The 24,341-nt window shown below is 68.1% G+C and carries 21 protein-coding genes; 10 read left to right on the top strand and 11 right to left on the bottom strand.

What is annotated here, in order from left to right; genetic code table 11:
* Positions 1 to 318 (bottom strand): hypothetical protein, encoded by a 318-nt coding sequence (locus tag H6717_03845; GenBank protein MCB9576152.1) that lies wholly within the window; start codon positions 316 to 318, stop codon positions 1 to 3.
* Positions 319 to 607: 289 nt separating this feature from the next.
* On the opposite strand from H6717_03845, the gene H6717_03840 reads away from it, so the two are divergent.
* On the top strand, positions 608 to 2,785 hold the full coding sequence (locus H6717_03840) for a DUF4388 domain-containing protein (GenBank protein ID MCB9576151.1): 2,178 nt from the start codon (positions 608 to 610) through the stop codon (positions 2,783 to 2,785).
* A gap of 45 nt (positions 2,786 to 2,830) precedes the next feature.
* On the opposite strand, the gene H6717_03835 is transcribed toward H6717_03840, so the two are convergent.
* Together H6717_03835 and H6717_03830 are read right to left on the bottom strand one after the other, a co-directional pair.
* Entirely contained in the window at positions 2,831 to 4,360 is a 1,530-nt protein-coding gene (locus H6717_03835) for a serine/threonine protein kinase (protein ID MCB9576150.1), read from the bottom strand.
* Between the two features lie 74 nt (positions 4,361 to 4,434).
* Positions 4,435 to 5,025: a hypothetical protein gene (locus H6717_03830; protein ID MCB9576149.1), complete on the bottom strand. Its 591-nt coding sequence runs from the start codon at positions 5,023 to 5,025 to the stop codon at positions 4,435 to 4,437.
* A gap of 87 nt (positions 5,026 to 5,112) precedes the next feature.
* Here H6717_03830 and H6717_03825 point away from each other — a divergent pair, with 87 nt between their 5' ends.
* Positions 5,113 to 6,777 (top strand): amidase, encoded by a 1,665-nt coding sequence (locus H6717_03825; GenBank protein MCB9576148.1) that lies wholly within the window; start codon positions 5,113 to 5,115, stop codon positions 6,775 to 6,777.
* 55 nt (positions 6,778 to 6,832) lie between these two features.
* Here the strand turns inward: H6717_03825 and H6717_03820 are convergent, their stop codons facing one another.
* The 5 genes from H6717_03820 to H6717_03800 all read right to left on the bottom strand — a co-directional run bounded on the left by H6717_03820 (position 6,833) and on the right by H6717_03800 (position 10,682).
* Positions 6,833 to 7,144, bottom strand: a complete 312-nt coding sequence (locus tag H6717_03820) for a polyhydroxyalkanoic acid system family protein (GenBank protein MCB9576147.1) — start codon at positions 7,142 to 7,144, stop codon at positions 6,833 to 6,835.
* Positions 7,145 to 7,183: 39 nt separating this feature from the next.
* The gene (locus H6717_03815) at positions 7,184 to 8,095 is read right to left on the bottom strand and encodes an acyl-CoA dehydrogenase family protein (protein MCB9576146.1); all 912 of its coding nucleotides are present in this window, start codon (positions 8,093 to 8,095) and stop codon (positions 7,184 to 7,186) included.
* A gap of 2 nt (positions 8,096 to 8,097) precedes the next feature.
* Positions 8,098 to 8,961, bottom strand: a complete 864-nt coding sequence (locus H6717_03810) for an endonuclease/exonuclease/phosphatase family protein (GenBank protein ID MCB9576145.1) — start codon at positions 8,959 to 8,961, stop codon at positions 8,098 to 8,100.
* The gene (locus H6717_03805; protein ID MCB9576144.1) at positions 8,958 to 9,521 is read right to left on the bottom strand and encodes an HD family hydrolase; all 564 of its coding nucleotides are present in this window, start codon (positions 9,519 to 9,521) and stop codon (positions 8,958 to 8,960) included. The genes H6717_03810 and H6717_03805 overlap by 4 nt, the downstream gene beginning before the upstream one ends.
* A gap of 66 nt (positions 9,522 to 9,587) precedes the next feature.
* The gene (locus H6717_03800; protein MCB9576143.1) at positions 9,588 to 10,682 is read right to left on the bottom strand and encodes a hypothetical protein; all 1,095 of its coding nucleotides are present in this window, start codon (positions 10,680 to 10,682) and stop codon (positions 9,588 to 9,590) included.
* A gap of 389 nt (positions 10,683 to 11,071) precedes the next feature.
* On the opposite strand from H6717_03800, the gene H6717_03795 reads away from it, so the two are divergent.
* On the top strand, positions 11,072 to 13,399 hold the full coding sequence (locus tag H6717_03795; protein ID MCB9576142.1) for a VCBS repeat-containing protein: 2,328 nt from the start codon (positions 11,072 to 11,074) through the stop codon (positions 13,397 to 13,399).
* A 76-nt stretch (positions 13,400 to 13,475) separates the two neighbouring features.
* On the opposite strand, the gene H6717_03790 is transcribed toward H6717_03795, so the two are convergent.
* Positions 13,476 to 14,900: an SUMF1/EgtB/PvdO family nonheme iron enzyme gene (locus H6717_03790; protein MCB9576141.1), complete on the bottom strand. Its 1,425-nt coding sequence runs from the start codon at positions 14,898 to 14,900 to the stop codon at positions 13,476 to 13,478.
* A gap of 157 nt (positions 14,901 to 15,057) precedes the next feature.
* Positions 15,058 to 16,170, bottom strand: a complete 1,113-nt coding sequence (locus H6717_03785) for a hypothetical protein (protein MCB9576140.1) — start codon at positions 16,168 to 16,170, stop codon at positions 15,058 to 15,060.
* Positions 16,171 to 16,235: 65 nt separating this feature from the next.
* Here H6717_03785 and H6717_03780 point away from each other — a divergent pair, with 65 nt between their 5' ends.
* From H6717_03780 to H6717_03750, 7 genes are all read left to right on the top strand, one after another.
* A complete protein-coding gene (locus H6717_03780) occupies positions 16,236 to 17,099 on the top strand; it encodes an alpha/beta fold hydrolase (protein MCB9576139.1) in 864 nt (287 codons plus the stop codon).
* A gap of 39 nt (positions 17,100 to 17,138) precedes the next feature.
* The gene (locus H6717_03775) at positions 17,139 to 17,540 is read left to right on the top strand and encodes a hypothetical protein (GenBank protein MCB9576138.1); all 402 of its coding nucleotides are present in this window, start codon (positions 17,139 to 17,141) and stop codon (positions 17,538 to 17,540) included.
* Complete coding sequence (locus tag H6717_03770) at positions 17,531 to 18,667, top strand: acyl-CoA dehydrogenase family protein (GenBank protein MCB9576137.1); 1,137 nt, start codon at positions 17,531 to 17,533, stop codon at positions 18,665 to 18,667. The genes H6717_03775 and H6717_03770 overlap by 10 nt, the downstream gene beginning before the upstream one ends.
* A gap of 54 nt (positions 18,668 to 18,721) precedes the next feature.
* Positions 18,722 to 19,033: a hypothetical protein gene (locus H6717_03765; GenBank protein MCB9576136.1), complete on the top strand. Its 312-nt coding sequence runs from the start codon at positions 18,722 to 18,724 to the stop codon at positions 19,031 to 19,033.
* Positions 19,034 to 19,113: 80 nt separating this feature from the next.
* A complete protein-coding gene (locus H6717_03760) occupies positions 19,114 to 20,721 on the top strand; it encodes a Ppx/GppA family phosphatase (GenBank protein ID MCB9576135.1) in 1,608 nt (535 codons plus the stop codon).
* Positions 20,722 to 20,737: 16 nt separating this feature from the next.
* Positions 20,738 to 21,616: an ROK family protein gene (locus tag H6717_03755; GenBank protein MCB9576134.1), complete on the top strand. Its 879-nt coding sequence runs from the start codon at positions 20,738 to 20,740 to the stop codon at positions 21,614 to 21,616.
* Positions 21,613 to 22,029: a YjbQ family protein gene (locus tag H6717_03750; GenBank protein MCB9576133.1), complete on the top strand. Its 417-nt coding sequence runs from the start codon at positions 21,613 to 21,615 to the stop codon at positions 22,027 to 22,029. The genes H6717_03755 and H6717_03750 overlap by 4 nt, the downstream gene beginning before the upstream one ends.
* Here the strand turns inward: H6717_03750 and H6717_03745 are convergent.
* Positions 22,007 to 24,322 (bottom strand): hypothetical protein, encoded by a 2,316-nt coding sequence (locus tag H6717_03745; protein MCB9576132.1) that lies wholly within the window; start codon positions 24,320 to 24,322, stop codon positions 22,007 to 22,009. The genes H6717_03750 and H6717_03745 overlap by 23 nt on opposite strands.
* Positions 24,323 to 24,341 lie beyond the last annotated feature (19 nt).

Below are 24,341 nucleotides of genomic sequence, written 5' to 3'. Positions count from 1 at the left end.
TCAGGCGGCGTGCGGCGCCGAGAGCGGCAGGATCACCGCGAGCCCCGCCGCTTCGCAATCCTGGAGCAACTGCTCGGTCACCGGTGTGAGCTTTGCTCCCACATTGAGCGCAATCTCGTCCGCGGCCACCCGAAGCTCCGCCACCGTTGGGATGGCGAAGGACACGGGCTGGACGCGACACCGCGCCTGCGCCAGCCGGTGGGCGGCCAGGGAAATGCTGCCGGCATCCGCCAAAAGACGGCGGTAGAGGTGCCGCTCCTCGCGCAGACGCCGGAGCCACTCGGAGGGTCGTTCGCGCTCTTCGGTGTCGATCGTCATGGTGAAAACTCCAGCTTGCACCTGTACAGTGCAACGCCCGGGCCAACGCCCCGAGTTGCTCTGGGTCCCTCGCCGAGCGGCCGTGTCGCCGTCGGAAAGCCCAGTTCCGGCGCCTTGTCGATGACAGATCGAGCGACGAAGGGTCAAATTTTCGACAGTGTCCGTGTCACCCGAGGCCCCCCGTGGGGTGCGCCGGACCCCTGACTTTCCCGACATGCAGGGCCGCAAGGCTGCGAAATTTCGTGCACAATTGACGTAACACGCTGCGGTTTGAAAAAATGGATCGTTCATGTGGACTCCCACCTGGGTCGGCGAGCGGCTTCACGCTGAAGCCGTCATAACGGACAAGCAGCTCCGCGCCGCCATCCAGAGCATGCAGCTCTACAACGAGCGCATGGAGGAGGCGCTGCTGCGCACGGGAGCCATCGACGAGAATCGCTTGCTGCGTTTCGTCGCGGAGCGCTGCCGCACCCACTTCGTGTCCACCGCCAAGCTCTCGCGCATCGAGATCCCGCGAGACGTGCTGCGCTGGATCCCCGAACGCGTTGCGGAGAAGCTCTTGGCGTTTCCCGTGCGCTGGGAGCCCGACAGCGAGACGCTCTCCGTGGTGTCCCCCGACGCGGGGGATCCCGAGTACGTGAAGCAGCTCGCCCTCGCCACCGGCGTTCGCCACCTGAAGGCGTACGTGGCGCGTCCCGCGGCCGTGCGGGCGGCCATCCGCAAATGGTATCGCGGCGAGATCCAGGCGTTCGCCGAGATCGCGACGGACACCTTCACTCAGATCCAGGCGAGCGAGATCCAAGAGCGTCCCCTCGACACCGGCATGCAGCCTCGACGCGAGAACCCGGCGCCGCTCTCGCCCCCGAAGGCGGAGTACTTCCGCACGCCGCTCCCTGCCGTCGCGGCGCCGCCGCCGCCCGCGCCGCCGCTGCCCGCCGAACCCCCGCCGCCGGCGCCCAATCCACGCTCCACCTCCCCTCGCCTGCGGCGCACGGGGCCCGACGGCGACGAGCTTCTGGCCGGGGTGATCAACTCGGACATCGCCACCGCGCCCGCCCCCAAGCCCAAGCCGAAGACGGCAGCACCCGCGCGCCCCGCGCCCAGCCTGCCCTTGCCGCGTCGTTCCGTGACGCCCGCGCCCGTGTCGGAAATCCCCGCCAGCACCACGGTGGATCGCCGCGTCCGAGATCTCGCGGAGCTCCTCAACGTGCTGGTCTCCCTGAACGAAAACTCGCGCGACGAGTTCCGAGGGCACTCGTCGTCCGTCGCGCGCTTCTCGCGGCTGATGATTCAGCGCATGGGGCTCGACGAGATCGCCGCCACGCACGCGGCCATCGCGGCGAACCTTCACGATCTGGGCAAGCCCGTCTCCTACCACCTCACCGTGCTGAACGTCGCTCAGTACGCGCCGCATCGAAACGCCGCGCAGAAGCTGGTGTACACGCCGTCGCGGCTGGTGGAGGGCGTGGGGCTACCGCCGGACGCGATCACCGCCGCCGGCGCCATGTACGAGCGCTTCGATGGCAAGGGATTCCCCGGACGCCTCGCGGGCAAGTCCATTCCGCTGGGCGGACGCATCTTGGCGTTGTGCGACAGCTATTCGGACTTGACGCTCAATCCGCGCAATCCGTTCCGCAAGGAGCTCAGTCACGAAGAAGCCCACGAGGTGCTGAGCCAGCACGCGGGCACCATCTTCGATCCCGATTTGCTGGAGCTCCTGAGCCAGTTGGTCGTCGGTGAGGATCTTCGGCGCAAGCTCACGGACGACAAGCCCCTGGTGCTCATCGCCGAGCCGGACGCCGAGGAAGCCACCATCTTGGAGCTGCGCCTCGTGGCCCAAGGCTTCGAGGTGAAAGTCGCGCGCTCTGCGGATCAAGCCCTGCGCATCACCCAGGCCGGCAACGTGCGCTACATTTTGAGCGAGATCGAGCTTTCGCCCTTCGACGGCTTCGAGCTCTTGTCTCGCATCCGCAAGAACGACGAAACACGCGACATCCCGTTCTTGTTCGTCGCCCGGCAGTCGGACGCCGCCGCCGTGGACAAGAGCTTTGCTCTGGGCGCGCAGGACTTCGTGGTCAAGCCCACCAGCGGTGACGTGCTCGCGGGCAAGCTCCGGCGGCTGCAGATGGCCGCCCCCAAGAACGACGTCTCCTCCGGCGTGGCGGGCTCGCTCTCCGACATGGCGCTGCCGGACCTCGTGCAGATCCTGCATCAGAGCCGCAAGGGCGGCCGTCTGAAGGTGAAGTCCGGCGGCCGCGAAGGCGAAGTGCACTTCCAGGAAGGACAGATTGTCCATTCCATCATCGGCGACATCACCGGACAGGAGGCCTTCTTCGAGCTGCTCGCTCTGTCGGAAGGCACCTTCGCTCTGGAGCCGGGGTTCCAGCCCAAGGAGACCACCATCCAGATGAGCCCGGACATGCTCGTGCTCGAGGGTCTGCGGCGCCTGGACGAACGAAATCGCTGATTTTCGGCTACTTTTGTCGGTTCGGCGCGAGCCCCGGCGCGTTCGTCACTCGAACAGCAGTCGGTAGAACGCCGCGGCGATACCGAGCAGCACGATGGGGCCCGCCACCCACAGCGGGCGCACGCCGCCGACGGCGAAGAGCTCGCCGTTGAGACTCGAGTAGCCGAAGTCGAAGGCCATCACCGCGACACCGAGCAGCACCCAGATCACCGGACCCCGCAGGCGCGCGCGGAGCTCGGAACCGCTCCGCTCGCTGGTGAGCGGTTCCACGGCTCGCACCGGACGCATGCGCGGCGGGGGCGGCCGCGGGCTGAGACCAACGCCGTCGAGCTCCGAGAGCCCGATGGACGCGGAGGGCTCGTGGACGAAGTCGTCGATACCGGTACCAACGGTGATGTGCGGAGTGCGCGGCGCGGCGGGTCGCGGGCGAGGGTCTCGCCGTGCCTCGAGCGGCGCGAGATCCAGCTCCGGCGCGGCGAACCCGGGTGCAGAGCCCGGCGGCGCGGGCTCGGTGCTCGCGTGGGGCAGCGGCGGCGCCGGAGCGGTCCCGAACCATTCCGTCGCCGGCTTCACGTTGCCCTCCATCCGCGGGTCGTGGCCCGGGGGCGGGATCGTCGCCAAGTCCTCCGACAGGCCCGCGGCCGTGCACAGGTCCTTCCAGAACTCCCCAATGTCGCGATAGCGCTCCCGCGGATCTACGGCCAAGGCCCGGGCGAAGATCGCTTCCACGGCGTCGGAGACGTCGGCCCCCTCGTTCCGCGGCGTGGGGCGCCGCGCGGGATCGATGGCGCCGCCGAAAATCGCCGCTTGATCGCCTTCCAGCGGACAGTGTCCGGAGATCGCCTCGACCAGCGTGAGGGCGAAGCCCCACACGTCGGTCCAAGGCCCCGTCTGGCCGAAGCGCTTGGGCAGCCACTGTTCCGGCGCGCCATAGGAGGGCGTGAAGGCCGCGATACCGCTGTCGTGTCGCGACTGCTGCCCGACGATCTGCGTCGCCACGCTCTTCACCTTGCCGATGCCGAAGTCGAGGATCTTGCAGGTCTCCTGGCCGTGCACCTTGGCCACGAAGATGTTCTCCGGCTTCAGGTCACGATGCAGGATGCACATCTCGCCTTGCGGCGAGGGAAAACGGTGCGCTCGCTCCAGAGCCTTGGCGACGGGCGCGAGCATGCGCAGCACACGCTTGAGCGGGAGCGGCGAAAGGCCACCCTGGCGCCGTTTGGCGAGCACTTGGTCGAAGCCCTCGCCGTCCAGCCACTCCAGCGCGATGAAGGGCACGAACATTCCCGTCGGCGTGTCCAGTGTTCCGACATGCAGCGGACGCACCACGGAGGGCACGCCCGCGGAGAGCCGGAACAGAAGCTCGCCCTCCTCGCGAAACCGCTCCAGGAAGCGCTGCTGGTCCTCGGCGCCGAGGCCGTGGGGCACCTTCAGACATTTGAGGGCGACCTTGGCCCGAAAACCGCTGTGGTGCGCACGGTACACCACGGCGAAACCGCCCTCCCCCACCACGTCCTCCACCTGGTAGGCGCCGGCTTGCGTGGTGCCTACGATGCGAAAGACGTCGTTGGCCATGAGCGCTCGATCCGGGATCCTACCTTGGATTTCGCGCCAGCGCGGAGCCGCCGCGAGAGAAAATCAGCGTCCGTTCACTTGCCCTCGAGCGCGTCTTGCAGGTCCTTCTTCGACAGCTCGTCCAGCGGGCTCGCGCCGGGCTTGGTGGCCTTCAGCTTGCCCAGGTAGCGGAAGTGTCCATCCACGTAGGCGAAGGACCACAAACTGGCGCCGATGGTCTTGCCCGGCTCCACCACGTTGACGGTGTAGAGCACCGTGGGCTTCGTCATCTTGCGCATGGCGGCGTCCTGCAGCCCGTTGGCGTTCGGGTCGTCCGCGGTGGTGTGCTCTTCCACCAAGATTTGCGTACGTCCCTTGAGCTTGTTCAGGATGAAGAACGCCTGCACCGAAGGCAGCTTCGCGGCTTCGCTGGCGTACTCGGTGGCCAGCTGGCCGCCGAGGTCGGGACCGAACGTCGCGCTGAAGTAGGCCGTGGGGTCCGGCAGCGCCAACGCCTTGCCCATGTCCTGGGCGTCGCTCTTCTTGGCGTTGCTCAAGTCCGTCGCCAGCTGGGTCAGCCCCGCGACATTGCCCTCGTAGGATTTCTGCCCCTTCAGCATCTTGCAGGCGAGAAGGGTCACCACGAGGAACAGCAAACCCGCGTACCGCGTCCATCGTCCGGTCATCCGAGCCTCCGAACATCGACGGCTACTCGGCCGACATCGAGAACGCAACGGGCCCCGGACGCCGGCGTTTGGCAGTAGCATGCCGCCATGCTCGAGCTCCCTCGTGGTCGCATCTCCGGTGCCGCCCTTTCCGCCCTCGTCGCCGCCGTCCGCAGGACCCCGGCGAAGCATGCCGTCGCTCACGTCCTGCGTGCCGAGCTCGGCATCGCGGGCCTCGGCGACGCGAGCGTCCCCCGGCGGCCCGTGCCCCAGTCCAACGCACCCCTCGCGGCGCGCACGAACCACGAACGGGAGAGCCAGAGCTTGCCGCTGCCCGCCGCCGGTGACTGGCCCCGGAGCAGCGCGGCCCTGCTGGCTGCGTATCGCGCCGGCTCGGCCTCGCCTCCCGCGGTCGTGGAAGCGGCCCTGGCCGGAGCGCGCTTTCTGGCAGCTCAGGTCCCCAGTCGCGGACCGCTCCTCGACTTCGACGACGCCCGGGCGCTGGCGGCGGCGCGCGAGAGCGCCGAGCGCATCGCGTCCGGCACTGCGCGGCCCCTCGAGGGCATCCCCGTGGCCATCAAGGAAGAAGTCCAGGTCGAGGGTCTGCCCGCCCGCGTGGGCACCAGCTGGATGCCGAGGCGACCCTCCGCCGCAGACTGCGTGGCCGTGGCGCGCCTCCGCGCCCAAGGCGCGGTGGTGCTGGGCACCACGCCCATGACCGAGTACGGCATGAGCCCCCTCGGCGGAAACGTGCATCGCGTGATGCCACGCAACGCGCACGATCCAGATCGCCTCCCTGGGGGCTCCTCCAGCGGTTCCGGAGTCGCCGTGGCCACGGGCATCGTGCCCATGGCGCTGGGCGTGGACGGCGGCGGCTCCATCCGCATCCCCGCGTGCCTCAACGGCGTGTTCGGTTTGAAGCCCAGCTTCGGCCGCATCCCGGCGACGGGACATGGCCTCGACGGCGGCAGCACCGTGGGACACCTGGGACCCATCGCGGCCACCAGCCACGATCTGGCGCTGTTCCTTCAGGCAGCCGCCGGCGCCGACGCGGGGGATCCCGCCAGTCACTGGCAAACGCCGCTGCCCGACGTGATTCATGCCCTCGGTCGCGGTGTGCGGGGCCTTCGGATCGGCATCGTGGAGAGCGAGTGGAAGCACGCGCCGCGCGACGTGGCCGCCCCGGCGGAGCAAGCGTTGGCGTTGCTCGAATGCGAAGGCGCAATCCTGGTACCGGTCGCGCTCCCGAACGCGCATCACGCGGCGCCCGTCGGCTACCTCACCATCGGCCTCGAGACCTACGCAGGCGTGGCGGATGCCCGACGCGATCACATGGACGAGCTCGGGCTCGACATGCAGATGCTGATCGCGAACCTCTCCACCTTCGGGCCGGACGACTACCTCGACGCCCAGCGCGTCCGCAGCGCCATTCGTGAGCAGACGGCCAAGGTCCTCGCAGACGTGGACGTGCTGGCGCTCCCCACCACCGCTTCCGCCGCGCCACCCGTCAGCGACAGCGACGAAAAGCGCGGCTTCGTCGATCCCCCGGCCCTCGACGCCATGTGTCGCTTCGCCTTCCTGGCGAACCTCACCGGGCTACCGGCCGGCACCGCACCGATCGGGACCGACGGCGACGGGCTCCCGGTGGGGCTGCAGATCCTGGGCGACGCCTGGGACGAAGCCGCGGTGCTGCAGGTCCTCGCCCACCTCGAGCGCACCGGCGCCGCGGTCAGCCGCCGCCCCCGGAGCTACGTGGACGTGCTCCTCCCTTGAGTGCCGTCGTTCCAGCGAGGGCTTGTCGGTTCGGCGCGAGCCCCGTCCGAGATCGTCAGAGCTCGCCGGCCTTGGCCTTGGCGATCCACTTCTTGATCTCTTCCTCGATCACGCCCATGGCCTTGCCCTTGAACGGCCGCAGCACGAACGGAACGTCGAGGTCCATCTCGATGTCCTTGTCGTTCACCTGCATGCTGCCGTTCAGCGATATGCCCTTCACGGAAAAGGAAATCTCCGCCTTGTCGTCACGCACCCAATTGGCGGTCGGCTCGTAGTTCGCGAAACGCTCGCGGTAGGAGTTGAACGCGGCCTTCGCCACCTCTGTTGCCTTGTCTTTGCCGAGGCCATGGGGAACGACATGCTTCATCGAAGATTCCTTTCTCGCGTTTGGGAGTTCGGGCAGAACCTAGCGCGGCGCACCCTGAAGCGCTAGCTCCCAGGCCCGCTTCCGGCGCGCTTCGCGGGCGGCTTTGGCGACCGAGAGCAGCGGCTGGTCACGCTGAAATCGCGCTCGTTCCGCCTGTGGCAGGCTCGTGCTTTCGCTCACTGCGAGCTCCGTAAGCTCTGCGGTTTCCGCCACCAATCCCGCAAGCGCGAGGTGTACCGCAGCGGACGCCACAGGTAGGCGAGCCAGCTGGTGTCCGCTCACGCACAGTGCCATCAGGCGCTCGATGGTGCTCTCCGTCGCTCCACCGCGGCGAGCGACGGAGAGCAGATAGCCGAGCAGCGAAAGTTGCACGTGAAGATCTTCGACGGTGCGGAACGGCTTGACGACGTCCTGCCAGCCGTCGCCGTCGACGCGCCGCAGGATGGGCGTGCCGTCGAAGCGCACGCGTGCGTGAGGGATCTCCGGAGCGAAGGGCGTGGGCGGCAAGCCTTCCAGAGTGACGTTCGGCGCGGCGCGGTCCACCAGCACCGCCACCAACTGACGGGCGTCCGGCTCCCCTCCCGAGCTGGCCAGCACCACGAGCTGCTCCGCGTGCACTGCCAGGGTGGCGAAGCGCTTGTCCCCGAACAGCTGCCCGCCTTCCGTCAGCCGGGTCTCGATGGCTCGCGGATGGGCGCCGCCCACTTCCGTGGCGGCCAGTGACAGGCAACGGCCCGGCTCCACCTCCGGTAGCAGCCGCGAGAGGGCCGCCTGGTAGCCCGCGGCGAAGCCGAACCCGAGCCGATCGGCGAAGAAGCCCCCGAGCACGGCGCGATCCGCCGGCTCGGTGCTGCCCGCCAGGCGCTCCTGGAGCAGGGACCAGAAGTCCTCGAAGCACGCCCGGGCGATCGGGTCCGGAGCAGCGAGGAGCGCACTGAGCAATCGCTCCATGGCTACCGCTCCCGGGCGCTCACCGCGATGTTCGTGACCAAGCCGAAGTGATCCGACGGCCACAGCAGACCGTGAGCGCTCGGCTCCGAGGTCGCGAAGGCGAGGCGCGTGCTCAGGGGCTCGCCTCGAAACTTGCGGTCCGGTCCACGCACGAAGATGTAATCGATGCGCCGCGGCGGCTCGTGAGCGAGGGCGGCGAAGCGGTTTTCGCGGTCGAAGGTGTAGCCCGGCCCGCCGTCCCCGGCGTAGACCCAGGCGTCCGCAAAGTACACGCTCTCGCCCTCCAGCGTGGCGTGCCCCGTGAGGTGCCGGATCTCGTCGGAATGCGGCTCGGCGTTGAAGTCCCCCATCAGCACCGGAGGCAACCGCGTCTCGTCCACCGGTGCGAGCTCGAACACCTTCTCCACGATGGCGCGCACCTGTTGGACGCGCACGCTGCCGTGATGGAGCTTCCAGTTCAGGTGCGTCACGAACACGGGCAAGAGGCCCGCCGGGGTTTCCACCAGTGCGTACAGCATGCTGCGGCTCTCGCCGGTCTCCGCCCCGGGAAGCGGCAGCACGCGCTGTTCGACGATGGGATGCTTCGAGAGGAGCGCGTTGCCGAACATCAAGCCGCCGCCGTAGTCCGCCGCCGCAGCGTAAGCGATGTGATAGCGAAACCCCTGGGCGATCTCCGTGGCTTGATCGTGCTCCGGTGCTTGGTTCGGCGTGCCGTCGACGACGAGGCGCAGCACTTCTTGCAGCCCGATCACGTCCGGCGACAGCTCCCTGAGCTGGGTTCGGATGAGCCGTAGACGCTCTGCCCAGGGTCCAGACTTGTTCCACACGTTCAACGTGGCGATGCGCAGGGTGTCGGGGCTCGTCACGCCGTCCTCCCCGCCCGCTCCACGATGCGCGCGAACACGCGCTTGGCCAGCGGCAGACCCATGTCGCGGAAGTTCTTCGGGTTCTCCCAGAACTCGTCCAGCCGGCCGCGGTGCTGGCGTTCGTACGAAAGCACCTTGATCATCATCTGGATCTTGTCGGCAGAGCGCACGATCTTGGCCTCCAGGGATTCGCTGAGCTCCGCCTGGCGCCAGTCGCCGTACAGCGCTTCCGGCAGCAGGTCCTTGGCCAGCCGTGCTTCGAGCTCATCGATGGCCCGGGCCGCTTCGCGGGTCTTCGACGGCATCGGGATGTCCCCCGTGCGCGCTTCCGGTGCGTCGTGCACCAGCGCCATCCTGAGCACGCGCTCGCCGTCGACCTCGTGGCCCTCGGCGCGCAGGGCGTCGGTGAGCAGCAGCGCTACGAGCGCCACGCCGTAGCTGTGATCGGCGATCGATTCGCACGGACGCACCCCACGCAAGAGCCACCCCGTGCGCGGAAGGTCCGCCAGGGGATCGAGGGCGAGCACGGTGTCGATGATGCGATCTTCGGGGGTCGTCAACGGGGCCTCCAGGGTGCGGCAGGGCGGACGTCCACGACGGGCATCGCGCCGGACCAACAAAAACCTTCAGGGCATGGGGTGGGCTTCGAAGAAGTCCAGCATCGTGGTGGTGGCGCTGATGTCCGTGCTGGTCTTACCCGCGGGGATGGGCACGCCCCCGGGCCAAGTGTGACCGCCGCCGTCGATCGTGCACAGCACCGTGGCCGCGCCCTGATCGCAGTCCTTCCACTCCACGCAGGTGGCGTCACCCTTTTGATAGATGGTGTCGGAGAACGCGCTGCAGCCGTTCTTCTGACGCCAGCTCTCCATGGTGTCCGCCACGGAGGTGAACACCAGGCCCACGCCCAGCTGCGGAATGAGAGGCGTGCCGCCGCCGTAGGGCACGAGAGGATCGCTGGTGCCGTGGAAGTCCAAGATGGGGACCGGGCGCTTGGGCGAGCACAGGTCGATGCCGAGCACGCCGGCCACCGGAGCGACGGCGGCGATGCGGTCGCTCACCTCGCACGCGAGGCGATGGGAGAAGAAGCCGCCGTTGCTCATGCCGGTGGCGAACACGCGCTTTTCGTCGATGCAGTAGCGGCTCTCGATTTCGTCGAGCAGCGCGCGCACGAAGCCGACGTCGTCCACGCTGTCGGTCCAGGCGGTGCCGCAGCAATCCCCGGCGTTCCAGCTGGTGGCGATGCCCTCCGGGTAGGCCACGATGAAGCCGCGCTCGTCGCTGGCCTGGCTCATGCGAGTGAGCAACGCCTGCTGCCAACCGGCGGAGCTGAAGCCGTGGAAGTTCAGCACCAGCAGGGTGCCCTTGTCGGGATCGTACTTCTCGGGAACGTGCAGGATGGCGGTGCGGGTGAGCCCACCGCTCTTCACGCTGAGGGTGGAGCTGCCCTTTTCGCCGGTCTTGCCGCTGCAGGTGACGGGCGGAGGCGCGGCGTCGCCCGCGTCGAAGCCCGGGCTCGGTCCCGGACCGGCGTCGGGGTTGGGATCCGCGTCGGGCCACAGCACCGCGTCGGTGCCGGCGTCGCTCGCCGCGAGCACGTCGGCTCCGCCGTCCTTGCCGCCGGAAAACCCCGGTGACGCTTCGTCGCTCGAGCCGCAGCTGACGGCCAGCCCGAGGCCGCCGGCCCACAGCACGACCAGCGCCAGGGAAAACCTCCGTTTCATTGGTAGATGCTTACTCCTTCGCCGCTCGTTCGCGGCATCCAAAGTCAAGACCCCCTTTCAAACCGTGCGTGTGGATTTCCCGCACACGGCTTACCGGTGGCCTCTCGTGCTGCAGCATTACGCGGCTCTCCAGAAGGGTTGCTCCGGGCTTTTGACGCCCCGCTCGGACGCCGGGATCTCTCCCGGACGCCTGGGGCCTGCTACCCGGCGCTCCGGCGCTTACCGGGGCGGGACTCTCACCCGCTGGAGATGTGCAGCGTGCCGCCGAGTCCGTCGGCGCACTCGCGCCTTCTTTCTCGGAAGCTTCACGACGCACCACTTCTGGAGAATATCTGGGTTTGTCCGGCGCAGCCACGCCGCGAGGGCGCCATCGGCGCTATTCTCTTGGCATGCGGCGTAATCGGCTCGGCTCCATCCTCGTCCTGGCTTCCCTCCTGGCGCTGTCGACGACCTTGTTCGCCGCCTGCGGCTCGAACGACGGCGGCGTCGCGGGGGGCGGCTTCGGTGGCAGCGGCGCTGTCGGCGGCAGCGGCCCGGACGCCTCGGGCGACGGCGCGGGAGCCACCGGGGGCGGCATCAGCACCGAGGGCGGCCCAGGCTGTCCCGGCGGCTGCGACGGCGGCACGTGCATCAACGGCGCGTGCTGTCCGACGGACCTCGCCTGCGGCTCCTCTTGCTGCAGCGCCGGGGACGTGTGCTCGTTCCAGAAGTGCGAGACCCCCGGCGCCGTGTGCGTGGACGCGACGGACTGCCAAAAGGACGAGTACTGCGAATACTCCCTCGGCGATCCCGCGGGGGACGCCGGAACACCGGACGGCGGCAGCTGCCAGGGCGGCGCCGCGCTGGCCACCGGTCGCTGCTTGCCCAAGCCGCCGGAGTGCCCCACCGGGCAGGAGCCGGGAGATCCCCTCACCTGCCTGCCGGCCTGCGAGTACAAGCCGCCCACCGCGGCCTTCAACCCCACGCTGAAGGCGCACTGGCAAGGGGGCGACATCATGATGGCGCCCGTCGTGATCCAGCTCGACGACGACAACTGCGACGGCGTGGTGGACGAGCGCGACATCCCGGAGATCGTTTTTTCGACCTTTGCCAGTGGTGACTACAACCACAACGGCACGCTGTGGGCGATCTCCCTGGTCGACGGCAAGGTCGTCGAGAAATGGAGCGCGCACCCCACCACGGACGCGGTGCACCCGGGCCGCTCCCTGGCGGCGGGCAACATCGACGGAGTGCCCGGAAATGAAATCGTGAGCTGTACGGACAACGGCAAGGCGCGCGCCTTCAAGGCGGACGGCTCACCGCTGTGGACCAGCCCCGCGGGCGGCTGCGCCATGCCCAGCATCGGGGATCTGGACCAGGACGGAAAACCCGAGGTGGTGGTGGAAGGTCGCGTGCTCGATGGCGCGACGGGAGCCGTGAAGGCCTCGTTGAACCCGCCGTCTTCATCGAACTTCGTGCTCTCCGACATGGACGGCGACGGCTTCTTGGACATCGTGACGCCCACGGCCCTGTACAAGGCCGACGGCACGCTGATCGCGGATACCGGCCTCGCCGGCACCTACGTGGCCATCGGCGACTTCGACAAAGACGGCGTGCCCGAGGCCGCCAGCATCAACAAGCCGGCTCACACCTTGAGCGTGTGGCACTACGACGCCGCCGAGCCCGGCAAGTTCAAGGTGCTGCGCACCGGCATCGACATCAACGGCACCTTCCCCAACACCTGTCCCCCGAACTCGAGCGGCGCTACCACCGGCGGTGGCCCGCCCACCGTCGCGGACTTCAATGGCGACACCACGCCGGACGTGGCCGTGGCCGGCGGCATCGGTTACGCAGTGATCGACGGCAGCAAGATCCTCGATCTCAACGTGGCGCCGAACCAGACCAACCTGTGGCTGAAGCAGACCACGGACTGCTCGAGCGCCGCCACCGGCTCGAGCGTGTTCGACTTCGAGGGCGATGGCCAGGCGGAGGTCGTGTACTCCGACGAGCAGTACTTCCGGGTGTACAAGGGCAGCGACGGCACGGTGCTGTTTTCCACCTGCAACACGACCGGAACGCTGTTCGAGTACCCGCTGGTGGCCGACGTGGACAATGACGGCGGCGCCGACATCATCGTGGTGAGCAACAGCTACTCCGGCATCAACTGCGGAGGCACGAAGCAGCACGGTCTCCGCGTGTTCGGCGATCCGGACGGCAACTGGGTTCGCACCCGGCGGGTGTGGAACCAGCATCCGTACCACGTGACCAACGTGGAAGAAGACGGCACCATCCCCGTGAGCGAAACGCCCAACTGGACCCAGCCCCGGCTCAACAACTTCCGTCAGAACGTGCAGCCCCTGGGGGAGTTCTCGGCGCCGGATCTGATCGTGAGCATCTTCCCCCAGTGCCAGGGCACGGACTACGCGCTGGTGGCACGCGTGCGCAACATCGGCACCGCCAGCGTGCCTCCCGGCGTGGTGGTCGGCTTCTACGAGAACGACCCGGCCAGCGGCGGCACGCTCCTGGGTCAGGGCACCACCAGCAAGGCCTTGTATCCGGCGGAAGCCGAAGACGTGAAGCTGCCTCTGGCATCACCCCCGAGCGGCGTGCAAAGCGGCGCGAGCCCCATCTACGCCGTGGCGGACGACGGCAGCCCGGCCCACGCCTGGCACGAGTGCCGCACGGACAACAACACGAGCGCCGCCGGCAACGGTCAATGCCAAGGCGGCCCGCGCTGAAGGCCGGCTCGCGTCGGGCCAGTGCTTCTTTTGTCGGGTCGGCGCGAGCCCCGTCCGGGCGCGCGCGCCGGCGCGACTACGGATAGCAGCAGCGGAAGCCGACGTCGTCGAACGTCGCGTTGCGCGCGCCGGCGCGATCCGCACCGCAGGCGAGCTCCGCGGCACCGCCGGTGAACGACCCGCCACGAATGCGGCAGTCGTCCGAAGCGCCGCTGCCGGCGCAGGAGTCTTCCCACTCCGCCACGTTGCCGCTCATGTCATAGAGCCCCGGGGACGCTCCTTGGCAGGTGCTCGTCTCGAGCTGGGTGCCCGTTGCGTTGCTGTTGTTGACGCACAAGGTCTCGTCCCAGCCAGAACCGTAGGGGTAGGTGTTCGCCCCGGCGGAGCAGCCGTTGTACCACTGGTCTTGGGTGTGATCCGTGAAGCTGGCGTAGGGCGCAGCGCCACCGCCGACCTTGCCGCACAGTCGCTTGCCGGCCCACGCGCAGTAGGCATAGGCGTCGCACCAATCCACGTTCGTGATCGGATACTGGTTGGTCTTCCCCGGCGGCACCGGCCAGTTCTTGGGCGGCGTGTAGGTGGTGTTCCAGCTGCAGGCGCCGATCTGCGCACCGGGATTGCCGCCCCAGAACAAGGTGTATTCCTCGTAGGTGATCTCGTGGTCGTCGATGCAGTAGGCGCCGCCGCCGGCCGCCGGCGCGATCACCATGTTCTTGGGACACTTGCACTGCCCGCCCAGGCAGTTGGCAGTGGCGCAGTCGACGTTGTTCTTGCACGCCTGTCCGAGCCCGCACTTCGGGCAAGCGGTTCCGCCGCAGTCCACGTCCGTCTCGGTGCCGTTGGTCACGCCGTCCGTGCAGATCGGCACCTGGCACGTCTTGACCACGGCCCCCGAGCACACGCCGCTCTTGCAGTCCGTCGGTTGGTCGCACTTCTTGCCGTCGGCGCACGCGCTGCAGTTCGCGCCGCCACAGTCCACGTCGGTCTCGTTTCCGTTCTGGACCAGATCCGTGCACACGGGCGCGTTGCAGGTGAGAAACTGCGTGTTGCACTTCTTGCTGGCGCAGTCCGAGTTGCCGGCGCAGTTCTCTCCGGTGTCGCAGCCGGGGCACGTGCTGCCGCCGCAGTCCTTGTCGGTCTCGTCGTCGTCCTTCACGCCGTTGCTGCAGTGGGCAGCGTCCACGGCGGCGTCGCCGCCATCGGGCCCCGCGTCCATGCCTGCGCTGCCGCCGGTGCCGGCCGTACCGCCGGTCCCCGCCGCGCCGCCGGTGCCGGCCGTGCCTCCAGTCTCCGATGCGTCCGCGTCCGCCCCCGAGTCTTCGGTTCCGCCCGTGCCGCCGGTGCCGCCGGTGGCTCCGGTGCCGGAGCTATTACCGCTGCCGCCCGAGCCCGGCGGGGCGATGGGAGGATGCCCGTCGTTCGAGCTGCACGCGGAGGCGAGCAGGAACGCAGCGAAGGCGGAGCCAAGCAGAGAGCCAAACAAAGCGCGCTGACGAGACATGACGGTCCTTTTGACGCAAGCGGGGCGGACTTTCCACCCCCCAGGCGTAGCTTAGAGCATCTTTCAACCCGTCGGCACGGCTTTCGAGGCGAGGCTGCGACGGGAGGTGACGTCCGTTTCGTGAGGTTCCGCGGCGCAGCAAACCCCAGAAGCCGGGCTACTGGAGCTGATCCCGCCACTCCGGCGTCTTTTCGATCATGGCCCGGGACCAGTCCATCAGGTTCTCGCCGTTGACGCTGAGGCCGGAATACCCAGCGAGGATCGCCGTGTGGGCGCCGCCATCGATGAAGAAGCGCTCGAAGCGCTCGGGGAAGCGCTGATGGATGGAGTCCGTCTCGCTCAAGAGCAAGCTCTGGAAATCCGGACCGTCCATGTTCAGAAACACGCCCCCAATGATGCCGTCTTGATAGGACGAGAAGGCGCTCACCCTGAGGCTCGGATCGTGCTCGAGCCCCCAGCCGATGAAGCTCGTGAACTGCCCGCTCTCCACGCAACCCTCGCAGGACGGCGGTACGAACTGAGTGAACTTCCACTCCGTGGTGGCCGCCTCCACGATGCTGGGATCCGCAGGGTTGGTGAGGCCGATGCCGGCATCGTTGATCACGAACAGCGGCGTCTTCGGGTACGCCATGCGGGTGGCGGCGGTGCCCAGGATGGTGCCGTAGCCGCCGGCGCTGGAGCCGGCCAGCACGATGCGCTCGGGATCCGGGAAGCGCTCGAGGGCGATGTCGAGTGCGGCCGAGAGATTGGCGAGCCCGCGATGGCGGCGCTCGATGCTGCCGTCGGGCTTCTTGACCACGTTGTCCCCGCTGAAGACGGAGCCGTCGCAGTAGGCGACGAACACCACGTCGTAGTCGAAGAACACGGGATTGAAATCGGGGTCTGCGTTGGTCCACCCGATGGGTTGGATGCCGGCGCCGGCGGTCTTGTTGGCGGCGCACTTCTGGCTCCAGCAGGCGCCGCCGCCCTGTAGGTAGATCATCAGATCTTTCGAGTCGGTGTCCCGCACCGTGACCCGAAACGGATCTCCGTACAGACACGTCGGGCCGTCGTCGTCCGGCGCGAAGGTGTACACCGTGATGCCGTTCTCATCCTCGACCGTCTCGGGAGAGAACTGCCCCATGTACTTGTCCACGCCGACGGCCGAGAGCTCCGCCCGGGCGGTCGCGTCGAAGCCAACCCGCTCGGCATTTTCATAAGCCTCGTCGCTACCGCAACCTACCAGTCCGAGCGCGACGAGAAGGCACCACGCGAAACGTCGTCCATCCACACGCGTAAGAGTAGCGCGCGCGCGGCAACCACGAAACGCCTGGAAAATTCCGCTAGGCTCTGGACATGCGCGAGCACCGCACCGTGAGCGTGAACGGCATTCACCTACATGCGGCCATCAGCGGCACGGGGCCGCCGGTGATGCTGCTGCACGGATTCCCAGAGACGCATCGCTCCTGGGATTTGCAGGTTCCGGTGCTGGTGGAGCACGGCTACCGCGTGATTGTGCCGGACCTCAGAGGCTACGGCGCGAGCGACCGCCCGGAGACGGGGTACGACCTCGACACCCTCGCGCGAGACGTGGTGGCGCTGGCCGGCGCCGTGGCCGAAGGCCCCGTTTCGCTCGTAGGTCACGACTGGGGCGGCGCCATCACCTGGCACGTCGCGTCGCACTTTCCCAACGCCATCACGCGGGCGGTGATCCTCGACTGCCCGCACCCCGTGCTGATGGCGCGTGCCCTGCGCAAGAACCCGGAGCAGATCCGACGCAGTTGGTACATGTTCTTCTTCCAGCTGCCGCGCCTTCCGGAGCTGTGGCTGGCACGCCGCGGCGGCGACAACCTCACCCGCATGTTCCGCGAAGGCTCGCCGCGGGCGAGCGACGCCCCGCCGGAGATCGTGGATGCCGAGCGGCGCGCGCTGCTCTCTCCGGGGGCACTGACGGCGGCGCTCTCGTACTACCGCACCGCATTCCGGGACAACGCCCGACGGCTGGTCACCGGAACGGACGCTGCGTATCCGCTGATCGAAAGGCCCGTGACGCTGCTCTGGGGCGAGGCCGACAGCTGCCTGGGGCTCGAGCTGATCGATGGCAGTGAGCGCTACGCCGAGGACTTGAGCGTGCACCGCATCGCGGACGCGGGACACTTCGTTCACCAGGAGCGGCCGGAGGCCGTGAACCCGCTGCTGCTTTCCGCGCTGGGTCGCTGACCGTTGCGGCCCCTCGGGGCGAATGATAGTTCCTCGACCATGCGGGGAACCATCGTTTGTCTGACCATCGTCCTGGCTGCGCTGCTCGCGTGCAAGAGCAAGTCTACCGGTACCGTCACGGTTGACGGCGCGCCTTTCACCATCAAGACCTGCCGTTCCGGCGAAGCCAACATCCCGAAGTTCGACGGAGTGGACTTCCTGGACGAATCCGGTCGGCGCGTCCGCTTCTTGCTGCAGAGCACCGGGCAGATCCGCACGTTCTTCTTCGCCCCGAACGCGACGCAAGGAGAGCTGGTGGGCGAGAACTGCGGCACCCTCTCGGTCACGCGGCAGAACAGCACCATCAACAACGTCACCAACGTGAAGGGCAGCGTGTCCGCGAACTGCACGGGGGCCGGGCACGTGATCGTGGCCACCGCGACCTTCGAAGGCTGTCATTGAAGCTCAGCGAGGCTCACGAGCTCTTTCGACAGAGCTGCCTCCGCTTCGCGAAGGAAAAGATCGCTCCTCACGCGGTGAAGTGGGAGGAGGCGGGTGAGTTCCCTCGGGAGCTGTACCAGGAAGCGGCCGCTGTGGGGCTGCTCGGCGCCGGCTTTCCAGAAGAGCTCGGCGGCGGCGGCGGGGACATGCTGTTCGGTCTGGTGGGCGCCGAGGCGCTGCTCACCGGTGGTTCCACTGGCGTGGTCGCCGGCCTAGGCTCCCTCGGGATCGCGCTGCCACCGGTCTTGAACCTGGGCAGCGAGGAGCAGAAGCGCCGCTTCGTCCCGCCGGTGCTCGCGGGAGAGCAGATCGCTGCGCTGGCCATCACCGAACCCGGCACCGGGAGCGACGTCGCGGGCATCGCCACCAAGGCCGTGAAGAGCGGCTCGGACTACCTGCTCTCCGGCTCCAAGATGTTCATCACCAGTGGCGTGCGTGCCGACCTGGTCAGCGTGCTGGCACGCACCGGTCCCGACAAGCATGGCGGGCTCACCTTCTTCGTGGTGGAGCGGGGCATGAAGGGGTTCTCGGTCTCCCGGGCCTTGAAAAAGACCGGCTGGTGGGCGAGCGACACGGCGGAGTTGGCCTTCGACGAGGTGCGGGTCCCGGAGGCAAATCGCATCGGTGAAGAGGGCTCCGGCTTCGTCGCCCTGATGCAGAACTTCCAGAACGAGCGCCTGGGCCTCGCGTTCTATGGTCACGCCACCGCGGAGATAGTCTTGGGGGACGCGCTGGAATACGCCCGGGAGCGCCAGGCGTTCGGGCGGCCCATCGTCGGCTTTCAGGTCACGCGGCACAAGCTCGCCGCAATGGCCACCAAGGTGGCTGCCGCCAAGGCATTCAACTACTCCACCGCTCAGCGCGTGGCACAGGGGGAGTACTTGGTGGGCGAGGTGAGCATGGCCAAGAACTTCTCGGCGCAGATCGCGCAGGAGGTCTGTTACGAAGCGGTGCAGATCTTCGGCGGCATGGGTTACATGCGCGAGACGCGGGTGGAACGCTTGAGCCGCGACGCGCGCCTGCTGCCCATCGGCGGAGGCACCAGTGAGGTGATGAACGAGATCATCGCCAAGAGCCTCGGCCTCTGAGGAATTTACCGGAGGGTAACGCCGTCGCCACGCTGGGCGCGTACATCGGGGGGCATGGACGCGACGCGAGTTCGATTCGTGGAAGAGCAGCAGAGCCTGCTGGCGCTGTTGGAGGTGGAAACGGGGAGCCACGTTCCGCCGCTGGTGGGAAGGCTCACCCGGGCGCTGTTCGACCTGCGCGTGCAGATCGTGCGCTTGCGCTCCAGGCTCCAGCCGCCGCGGCGCATCGAGCAACTGTGGATCGTCGAATTCGATGGCGCCCCCATCCGGCCCGGCCGCCGGCTGGAAATCCAAGATCGGGTCATGGAGCTGGTCGACGCCCTGCCCCGGGGCGCACTGGCCCAAGATCCGCCGCCCGCGGCATGAGCCGGGCGCGAAGAGCTTCGATTTGGTAACCTCCGCGTCACCGAATCGCCACGTCCCGGGCCCAGGCTCTCGCCGCTCGCATGGCCCAAATATCGTGGCTCCGTCCCCTCACGGCCCCGAGGAATCCGTTGAAGCTCGCCGCCATAGACATCGGATCCAACTCCATTCACATGATCATCGCGGAGGTGACCGGCGGTCACTCCTTCGAGGTCATCGATAGAGAGAAGGAGATGGTGTTCCTCGGCCGCAGCGTGTTCGAGCACGGTCGGTTGACGGACGAGGCGGTGCACAACGGGCTCGGTGCGATCCAGAAGTTTCACAAGCTGGCCCAGCGCCACGGGGTCACGGACATCCGCGCGGTCGCCACCTCCGCCACCCGCGAAGCAGAGAACGGCGGCGAGTTCCTGTATGCCGTCGCGGAGAGCACCGGCATCGCGCCACAGGTGATCAGCGGCGCCGAGGAGGCCCGCTACATCTATCTCAGCGTCCGGAACGCCATCGATCTGTCGGACAAGGCGGCCCTGATCTTGGACATCGGCGGCGGCAGCGTGGAGGCCGTCGTAGGCGATGCCCGAGCCATGCGCCTCGGACGCAGCCTCAAGCTCGGCGTTCAGCGCCTGCGCGCGGAGTTCGGCAAGGGCGCACCGCTGGGCAAGCGCGAGAAGAAGCAGCTGGAGGAGCGGGTGCGCCAGGTCGCTGCCCAGGCCCTGGGGGACGCCAAACGGGCCCGCTTCAAGATGGTGGTGGGGAGCTCCGGGACCATCCTGGCGCTGGGCCAGGCCGCCCACCGGCTGGCGGGGGGTGAGCCCTGGACCAGCGCTACGGGACACGTGGTCTCCCTCTCGGACCTGCGCGCCCTCACGGACCGTCTGCTGAGCTTGCCCGCACACGAGCGCAGCGCCATCGGCGGCATCGACGCCATGCGCGCCGACACCATCCACGTCGGAGCCGTGCTGCTGGTCACGCTCTTGGAGCTGGCCGGGGTGGATCGCATCACGTTGTGCGACGCCGCCCTGCGCGAAGGTCTGGTGCTCGACTACCTGGAGAGCCGCGCGGAAGCCATTCGCGCCTACGAGGTGGTGAGCGACATTCGGCGTCACAGCGTGGCGGAGCTCGCCGCGCGCTGCGGGCAGTCCGGTCCCCATCCCGAGCGGGTGGCGCACCTCTCGCTGCAGCTCTTCGACCAGCTGGCGCAGATCCATGGTCTGTCGGACGACGACCGGCGTCTGCTCGAGTACGGCGCCATCCTCCACGACATCGGCCAGCACATCGGCTACGAGCGCCACGAGCATCACGCCGCCTACATCATCAAGAACGGCGACCTCAGAGGCTTTTCCGACGAAGAGCGAAACATGCTGGCGCTGATCGCCCGCTACCACCGGAAATCCCGGCCCAAGCGCAAGGATCAAGACTTTGCGGCCCTGAGCGCGAAGCGGCGCAAGGCGTTGACCGTCTTGGCGGGCATCGTGCGCCTCGCCGACGGCCTGGATCGCAGCCACCACCAGCTGATCAGCGACGTGCGGGTGAAGCTCTCCGACGACCGCGTCCGCATCATCTCCGAAGCCGTCGGCGACGCCGAGCTCGAGATCTGGGGCGCTCGTCGCAAATCGCGGCTTCTGGAACGAGCGCTCAAACGCAAGATCGAGCTGGAAGTCGAGGCCGTCGCTTCACTCCGCCAGATCGCGTGACGTATCATCCGGCGCGATGATTGGCGTCGACTTCGGGGGAACGCGTATCAAGGCGGGTCGCGTCGAGCACGGCAGCGTGCTCGAGCACGACGTGGTGGACACACCCGCGGACGCCGGCCCCCAGGCGGTGCTGGACGCCGTCGCACGGCTGGTGCGGCGGCTGTCCCCCAAGGCCCAGCCGGTGGGCGTCGCCATCCCCGGCGAGGTGGACGGCGCCGGCATCTGCTACCGGCTGCCGAACGTGCCCGGCTTCGAGGGCGTTCGCATCGCCGACGAGCTGGAGCGGCGCATCGGCGCCCAGGTGGTGGTGGAGAACGACGCCACGACCGCCGCCCTGGGCGAGCTGGTCTACGGTCACGGTCGGGCGTACCGCTCCTTCTTGCTGGCCACGCTGGGCACGGGTGTGGGCGGCGGCATCGTGATCGACGGCAAGGTCCGTCGTGGGGCGCATGGCTTCGCGGCCGAGATCGGTCACTTGTTGGTCGACAGCTCGGCGGACGCCTGGCCCTGCGGCTGCGGGCGCCGCGGCTGCATGGAGTCCATCGCGGGCACCGAGGGGCTGCTCCGGCGCTTCAAGGAGCTCGGCGGGCCGGAGGTGCACGACGTCCGCTCCATCGCCGAGAGCGCGCGGCGCGGGGAAAGCGCCGGTATCGAGACCTTCCGCGCCATGGGCCGCGCCCTCGGAACCGGCTTGGCACAGGCTCAAAAGCTCGCGGATCTCGACGCCCTGGTGTTCAGCGGCGGCGTCAGCAAGTCCTTCGACCTGGTGCAGACCGCGCTGCGCGACGCGCTTCGGGACCACGCCTTCGGGCCGCCCACCGCCGAGGTGCCGCTGTTGGTCAGCGAGCTCGGCGAGCACGCCGGCATCATCGGCGCGGCGGAGCTCCCGAAGTGAGGGTGCACAGCGCGGAGATCGAGCTGACCACGCGGGGCGACGCGGACATCGTGGACATCACCGATCGGGTGCGGGCCGCGGTGGCGAAGAGCGGCATCGGTGACGGCATCGGCTGCGTGTTCGTTCCCGGAGCCACCGCCGGCATCACCACCATCGAGTACGAGCCCGGTTGCATCGAGGACCTCCGGCGCCTCCTCGATCAGCTGGCGCCCCCCGGCCGGGACTACGCCCACGAGCGCGCGTGGCACGACGGAAACGGCCACAGCCACCTGCGGGCGGCGCTGATCGGCCCGTCCCTCTCGTTCCCAATCAGCGAAGGCCAGCCCACGCTCGGCACCTGGCAGCACATCGTGCTGTGCGATTTCGACAACCGCCCCCGCAGCCGCCGCGTCACGGTGAAGCTGGTCGGCTGAGCTTCCACTCCTCGATCTCGTCCGCCATGACGTGGCCCCAACCGCCGTTGGCCTCGTCCACGATCTCGATGTGGGCGGTCTTGCCGCGAAGCTCCGACGTCCGCCACACGCGGTGCCCCATGATCTCACTCATGCACCCGGTGGCGTCGCGCACCCGCTGGCCGTCCACCACCAGGCTCACCCTGAGGGTCTCGCGATTGCGCCCGCCACCAATCACGAAGGTGATGGCATCTCCCGTGAGCACGAAGGGGCGTGACGTCAGTCGCCCGGTGCCGACGTCCCCCGCGTGGGGCACCATGGAGTTGGCGAACGGTCCGTCGTGATGGATCACCAAGTCTTGCACCGCGATGCGCTCGGGAGAAGGCCACTCGGCGAAGGCCTCGCCGTCGGCGTGCCAGCCTTCCTTCGGGTCATCCAGATGCAGAGCGCGCACTCGAGAAAAGCCCGCGCCCTGCTCGGGCTTCACCAGCAAGAAGTGCTCGAGCCCCCGGAGTGCGGGGTTGGCGCGGACGATCTTGTCCCGGGTCTGCCGCAGCCGCGCCGGGTCCGCATTGTGAGAGAAGTAGTACTCCTCCATGAACCACGCGTCGCAAGACATGCCCTCCAGAAAGTCCGAAGGCGCCTTGTAGCGATCGATCCACCCGCGAGCGTCCGTGAAGAAGGGCGCCGGGGCGGCGCGCAGACTATCCGCGAGGTGATTGTCGAACACGGGGAAGTAGAACTTGTTCCCCTCGATGACGACCTCCGAAATCCGCGAGTACGGCTCGGGATAGATGCTCAGCTCGGAGATGCGCACGCCGCGCGACACGATGTAGCCCGGCGAAGCGATCTTCTCGTGCCCGGGCCGACCGCGTCGTTCGATGGGCTTTCGAGCCACGGTCTTGTCCGCCAGGCCGAAGATGTCCACCAGCGGGAGCTTGGTGTAGTACGCGACCATGCCGCAGGAGCCGAAGGCCACCAGCGGGTGCACGTCGTGCGAGACCACGTAGGTGAGCAGATCCCGCGCCCACTGCACGTACAGCGAGCGCGGCACCAGATCTCCCTCCTTGCCCACCAGGTAGAAGCTGCGCTCGTCCGCGATGTGCCACTTCTTCTCGATGGGCTTGATCACGTGAACGGGTAGCGCCGCCAGGAACACCGGCAAGATGGCGACGAGCCCCGCCGGCGCCAGCCAGCGCCGCCGCGCAGCGAACAGCTCCCGCGCGCCGAGCTCGGCGAAGAGGAACAATAGCGGCAGCACCGGAACGAACAGCCGCCCCAGCATGAAATCCCCGCCGATCTTGGCCACGTACAGCGTGTACAGCAGCGTCGACAGCAAGAAGTACCGACTCAGAAAGTGCCGAAAGCGTCGCACCACGCCAAACGCGGCCATCGGGATCGCCGCGAACAGACCGGCGCCGAACACGGTGACCGCGACGTACACCCAGCCCTGCTCGAAGTAGAGGCTGCCGCCGCTCTTGGTGTAATAGGTGTTGGGGAAGAAATCGCCGTAGTAGTGCCAACGCCAGGCAAAGTAGGGCACGAACAAGAAGACAAAGGGCGCCGCGTACCACAGGATGCCGCGCCAGCGCGCGCGATCGAAGAGCAGCGCCACCGCCAGGCTCGCGTAGAAGATCGCGTGATCCGGGTGGGTCATGGTGGCCAGGATCCCGAACACCCCGGCCGCAAGCGGACGCTGATGCAGCGCGCTGATCAGCGCCGCGAGCATCAACGCCGCGCCGAACATCGTCTCCAGCCCGCTGGTGGCGAAGTTCGCCATCACGTAGTTGGCCGCCGTGAGACCTGCAGCGAAGGAAACCGTCACCGGCGCACGCCAGGGCGCGAGCTTCTTCGCCAGATGATCCACTTGTAGGATCACCGCAGCGAAGGAAGCCAGCGTCAGCGCCACGGACACGTGAATCGGGCTCAGCCCCAGCCGCATGCCCACGCCTATGATGAAGGTCCACAAGAAGTTGGTGTAACCCTCGACCCGCTCGCCGACGTTGAACACCAGGCCGTGGCCGTGGGCGAAGTTCTCCGCGTAGCGAAAGGAGATGAAGGCGTCGTCCCCGAGCCACAGCAAGTGAAAGCCCCAGGTCACGCCGAAGGCAACAACCGCCGCGAGCAGCACCACGCGCAGCGCACGCGGCGCCACCGGCCGCGGCAGGAGCAGGGGCAAGCTCACCAGCGCCACGAACACGCCGGCGCCGATGGCCCAAGGAGTGACCTCCGCGAGACCCGCGCGATAGCGAGCGACGAGCTCCGCCCAGGGAATGACGGGCAGCCAGAAAAGCGAAGGAGACGCGGCCAGCACGGGCCGGCTAGTGTAGATG

It is taken from the genome of Polyangiaceae bacterium, from assembly GCA_020633235.1.
Lineage (GTDB): Bacteria > Myxococcota_A > Polyangia > Polyangiales > Polyangiaceae > JACKEA01.
The sequence above is the reverse complement of the archived record's forward strand: the minus strand, read 5'-3'. Positions and strand labels throughout refer to the sequence as shown.

Excerpts from the sequence above, each read along its gene's own strand:
- H6717_03845 (MCB9576152.1), bottom strand. The coding sequence starts at position 318 with ATGACGATCGACACCGAAGAGCGCGAACGACCCTCCGAGTGGCTCCGG.
- H6717_03840 (MCB9576151.1), top strand. The coding sequence starts at position 608 with ATGTGGACTCCCACCTGGGTCGGCGAGCGGCTTCACGCTGAAGCCGTC.
- H6717_03835 (MCB9576150.1), bottom strand. The coding sequence starts at position 4,360 with ATGGCCAACGACGTCTTTCGCATCGTAGGCACCACGCAAGCCGGCGCC.
- H6717_03830 (MCB9576149.1), bottom strand. The coding sequence starts at position 5,025 with ATGACCGGACGATGGACGCGGTACGCGGGTTTGCTGTTCCTCGTGGTG.
- H6717_03825 (MCB9576148.1), top strand. The coding sequence starts at position 5,113 with ATGCTCGAGCTCCCTCGTGGTCGCATCTCCGGTGCCGCCCTTTCCGCC.
- H6717_03820 (MCB9576147.1), bottom strand. The coding sequence starts at position 7,144 with ATGAAGCATGTCGTTCCCCATGGCCTCGGCAAAGACAAGGCAACAGAG.
- H6717_03815 (MCB9576146.1), bottom strand. The coding sequence starts at position 8,095 with ATGGAGCGATTGCTCAGTGCGCTCCTCGCTGCTCCGGACCCGATCGCC.
- H6717_03800 (MCB9576143.1), bottom strand. The coding sequence starts at position 10,682 with ATGAAACGGAGGTTTTCCCTGGCGCTGGTCGTGCTGTGGGCCGGCGGC.
- H6717_03795 (MCB9576142.1), top strand. The coding sequence starts at position 11,072 with ATGCGGCGTAATCGGCTCGGCTCCATCCTCGTCCTGGCTTCCCTCCTG.
- H6717_03790 (MCB9576141.1), bottom strand. The coding sequence starts at position 14,900 with ATGTCTCGTCAGCGCGCTTTGTTTGGCTCTCTGCTTGGCTCCGCCTTC.
- H6717_03780 (MCB9576139.1), top strand. The coding sequence starts at position 16,236 with ATGCGCGAGCACCGCACCGTGAGCGTGAACGGCATTCACCTACATGCG.
- H6717_03775 (MCB9576138.1), top strand. The coding sequence starts at position 17,139 with ATGCGGGGAACCATCGTTTGTCTGACCATCGTCCTGGCTGCGCTGCTC.
- H6717_03765 (MCB9576136.1), top strand. The coding sequence starts at position 18,722 with ATGGACGCGACGCGAGTTCGATTCGTGGAAGAGCAGCAGAGCCTGCTG.
- H6717_03760 (MCB9576135.1), top strand. The coding sequence starts at position 19,114 with ATGGCCCAAATATCGTGGCTCCGTCCCCTCACGGCCCCGAGGAATCCG.
- H6717_03755 (MCB9576134.1), top strand. The coding sequence starts at position 20,738 with ATGATTGGCGTCGACTTCGGGGGAACGCGTATCAAGGCGGGTCGCGTC.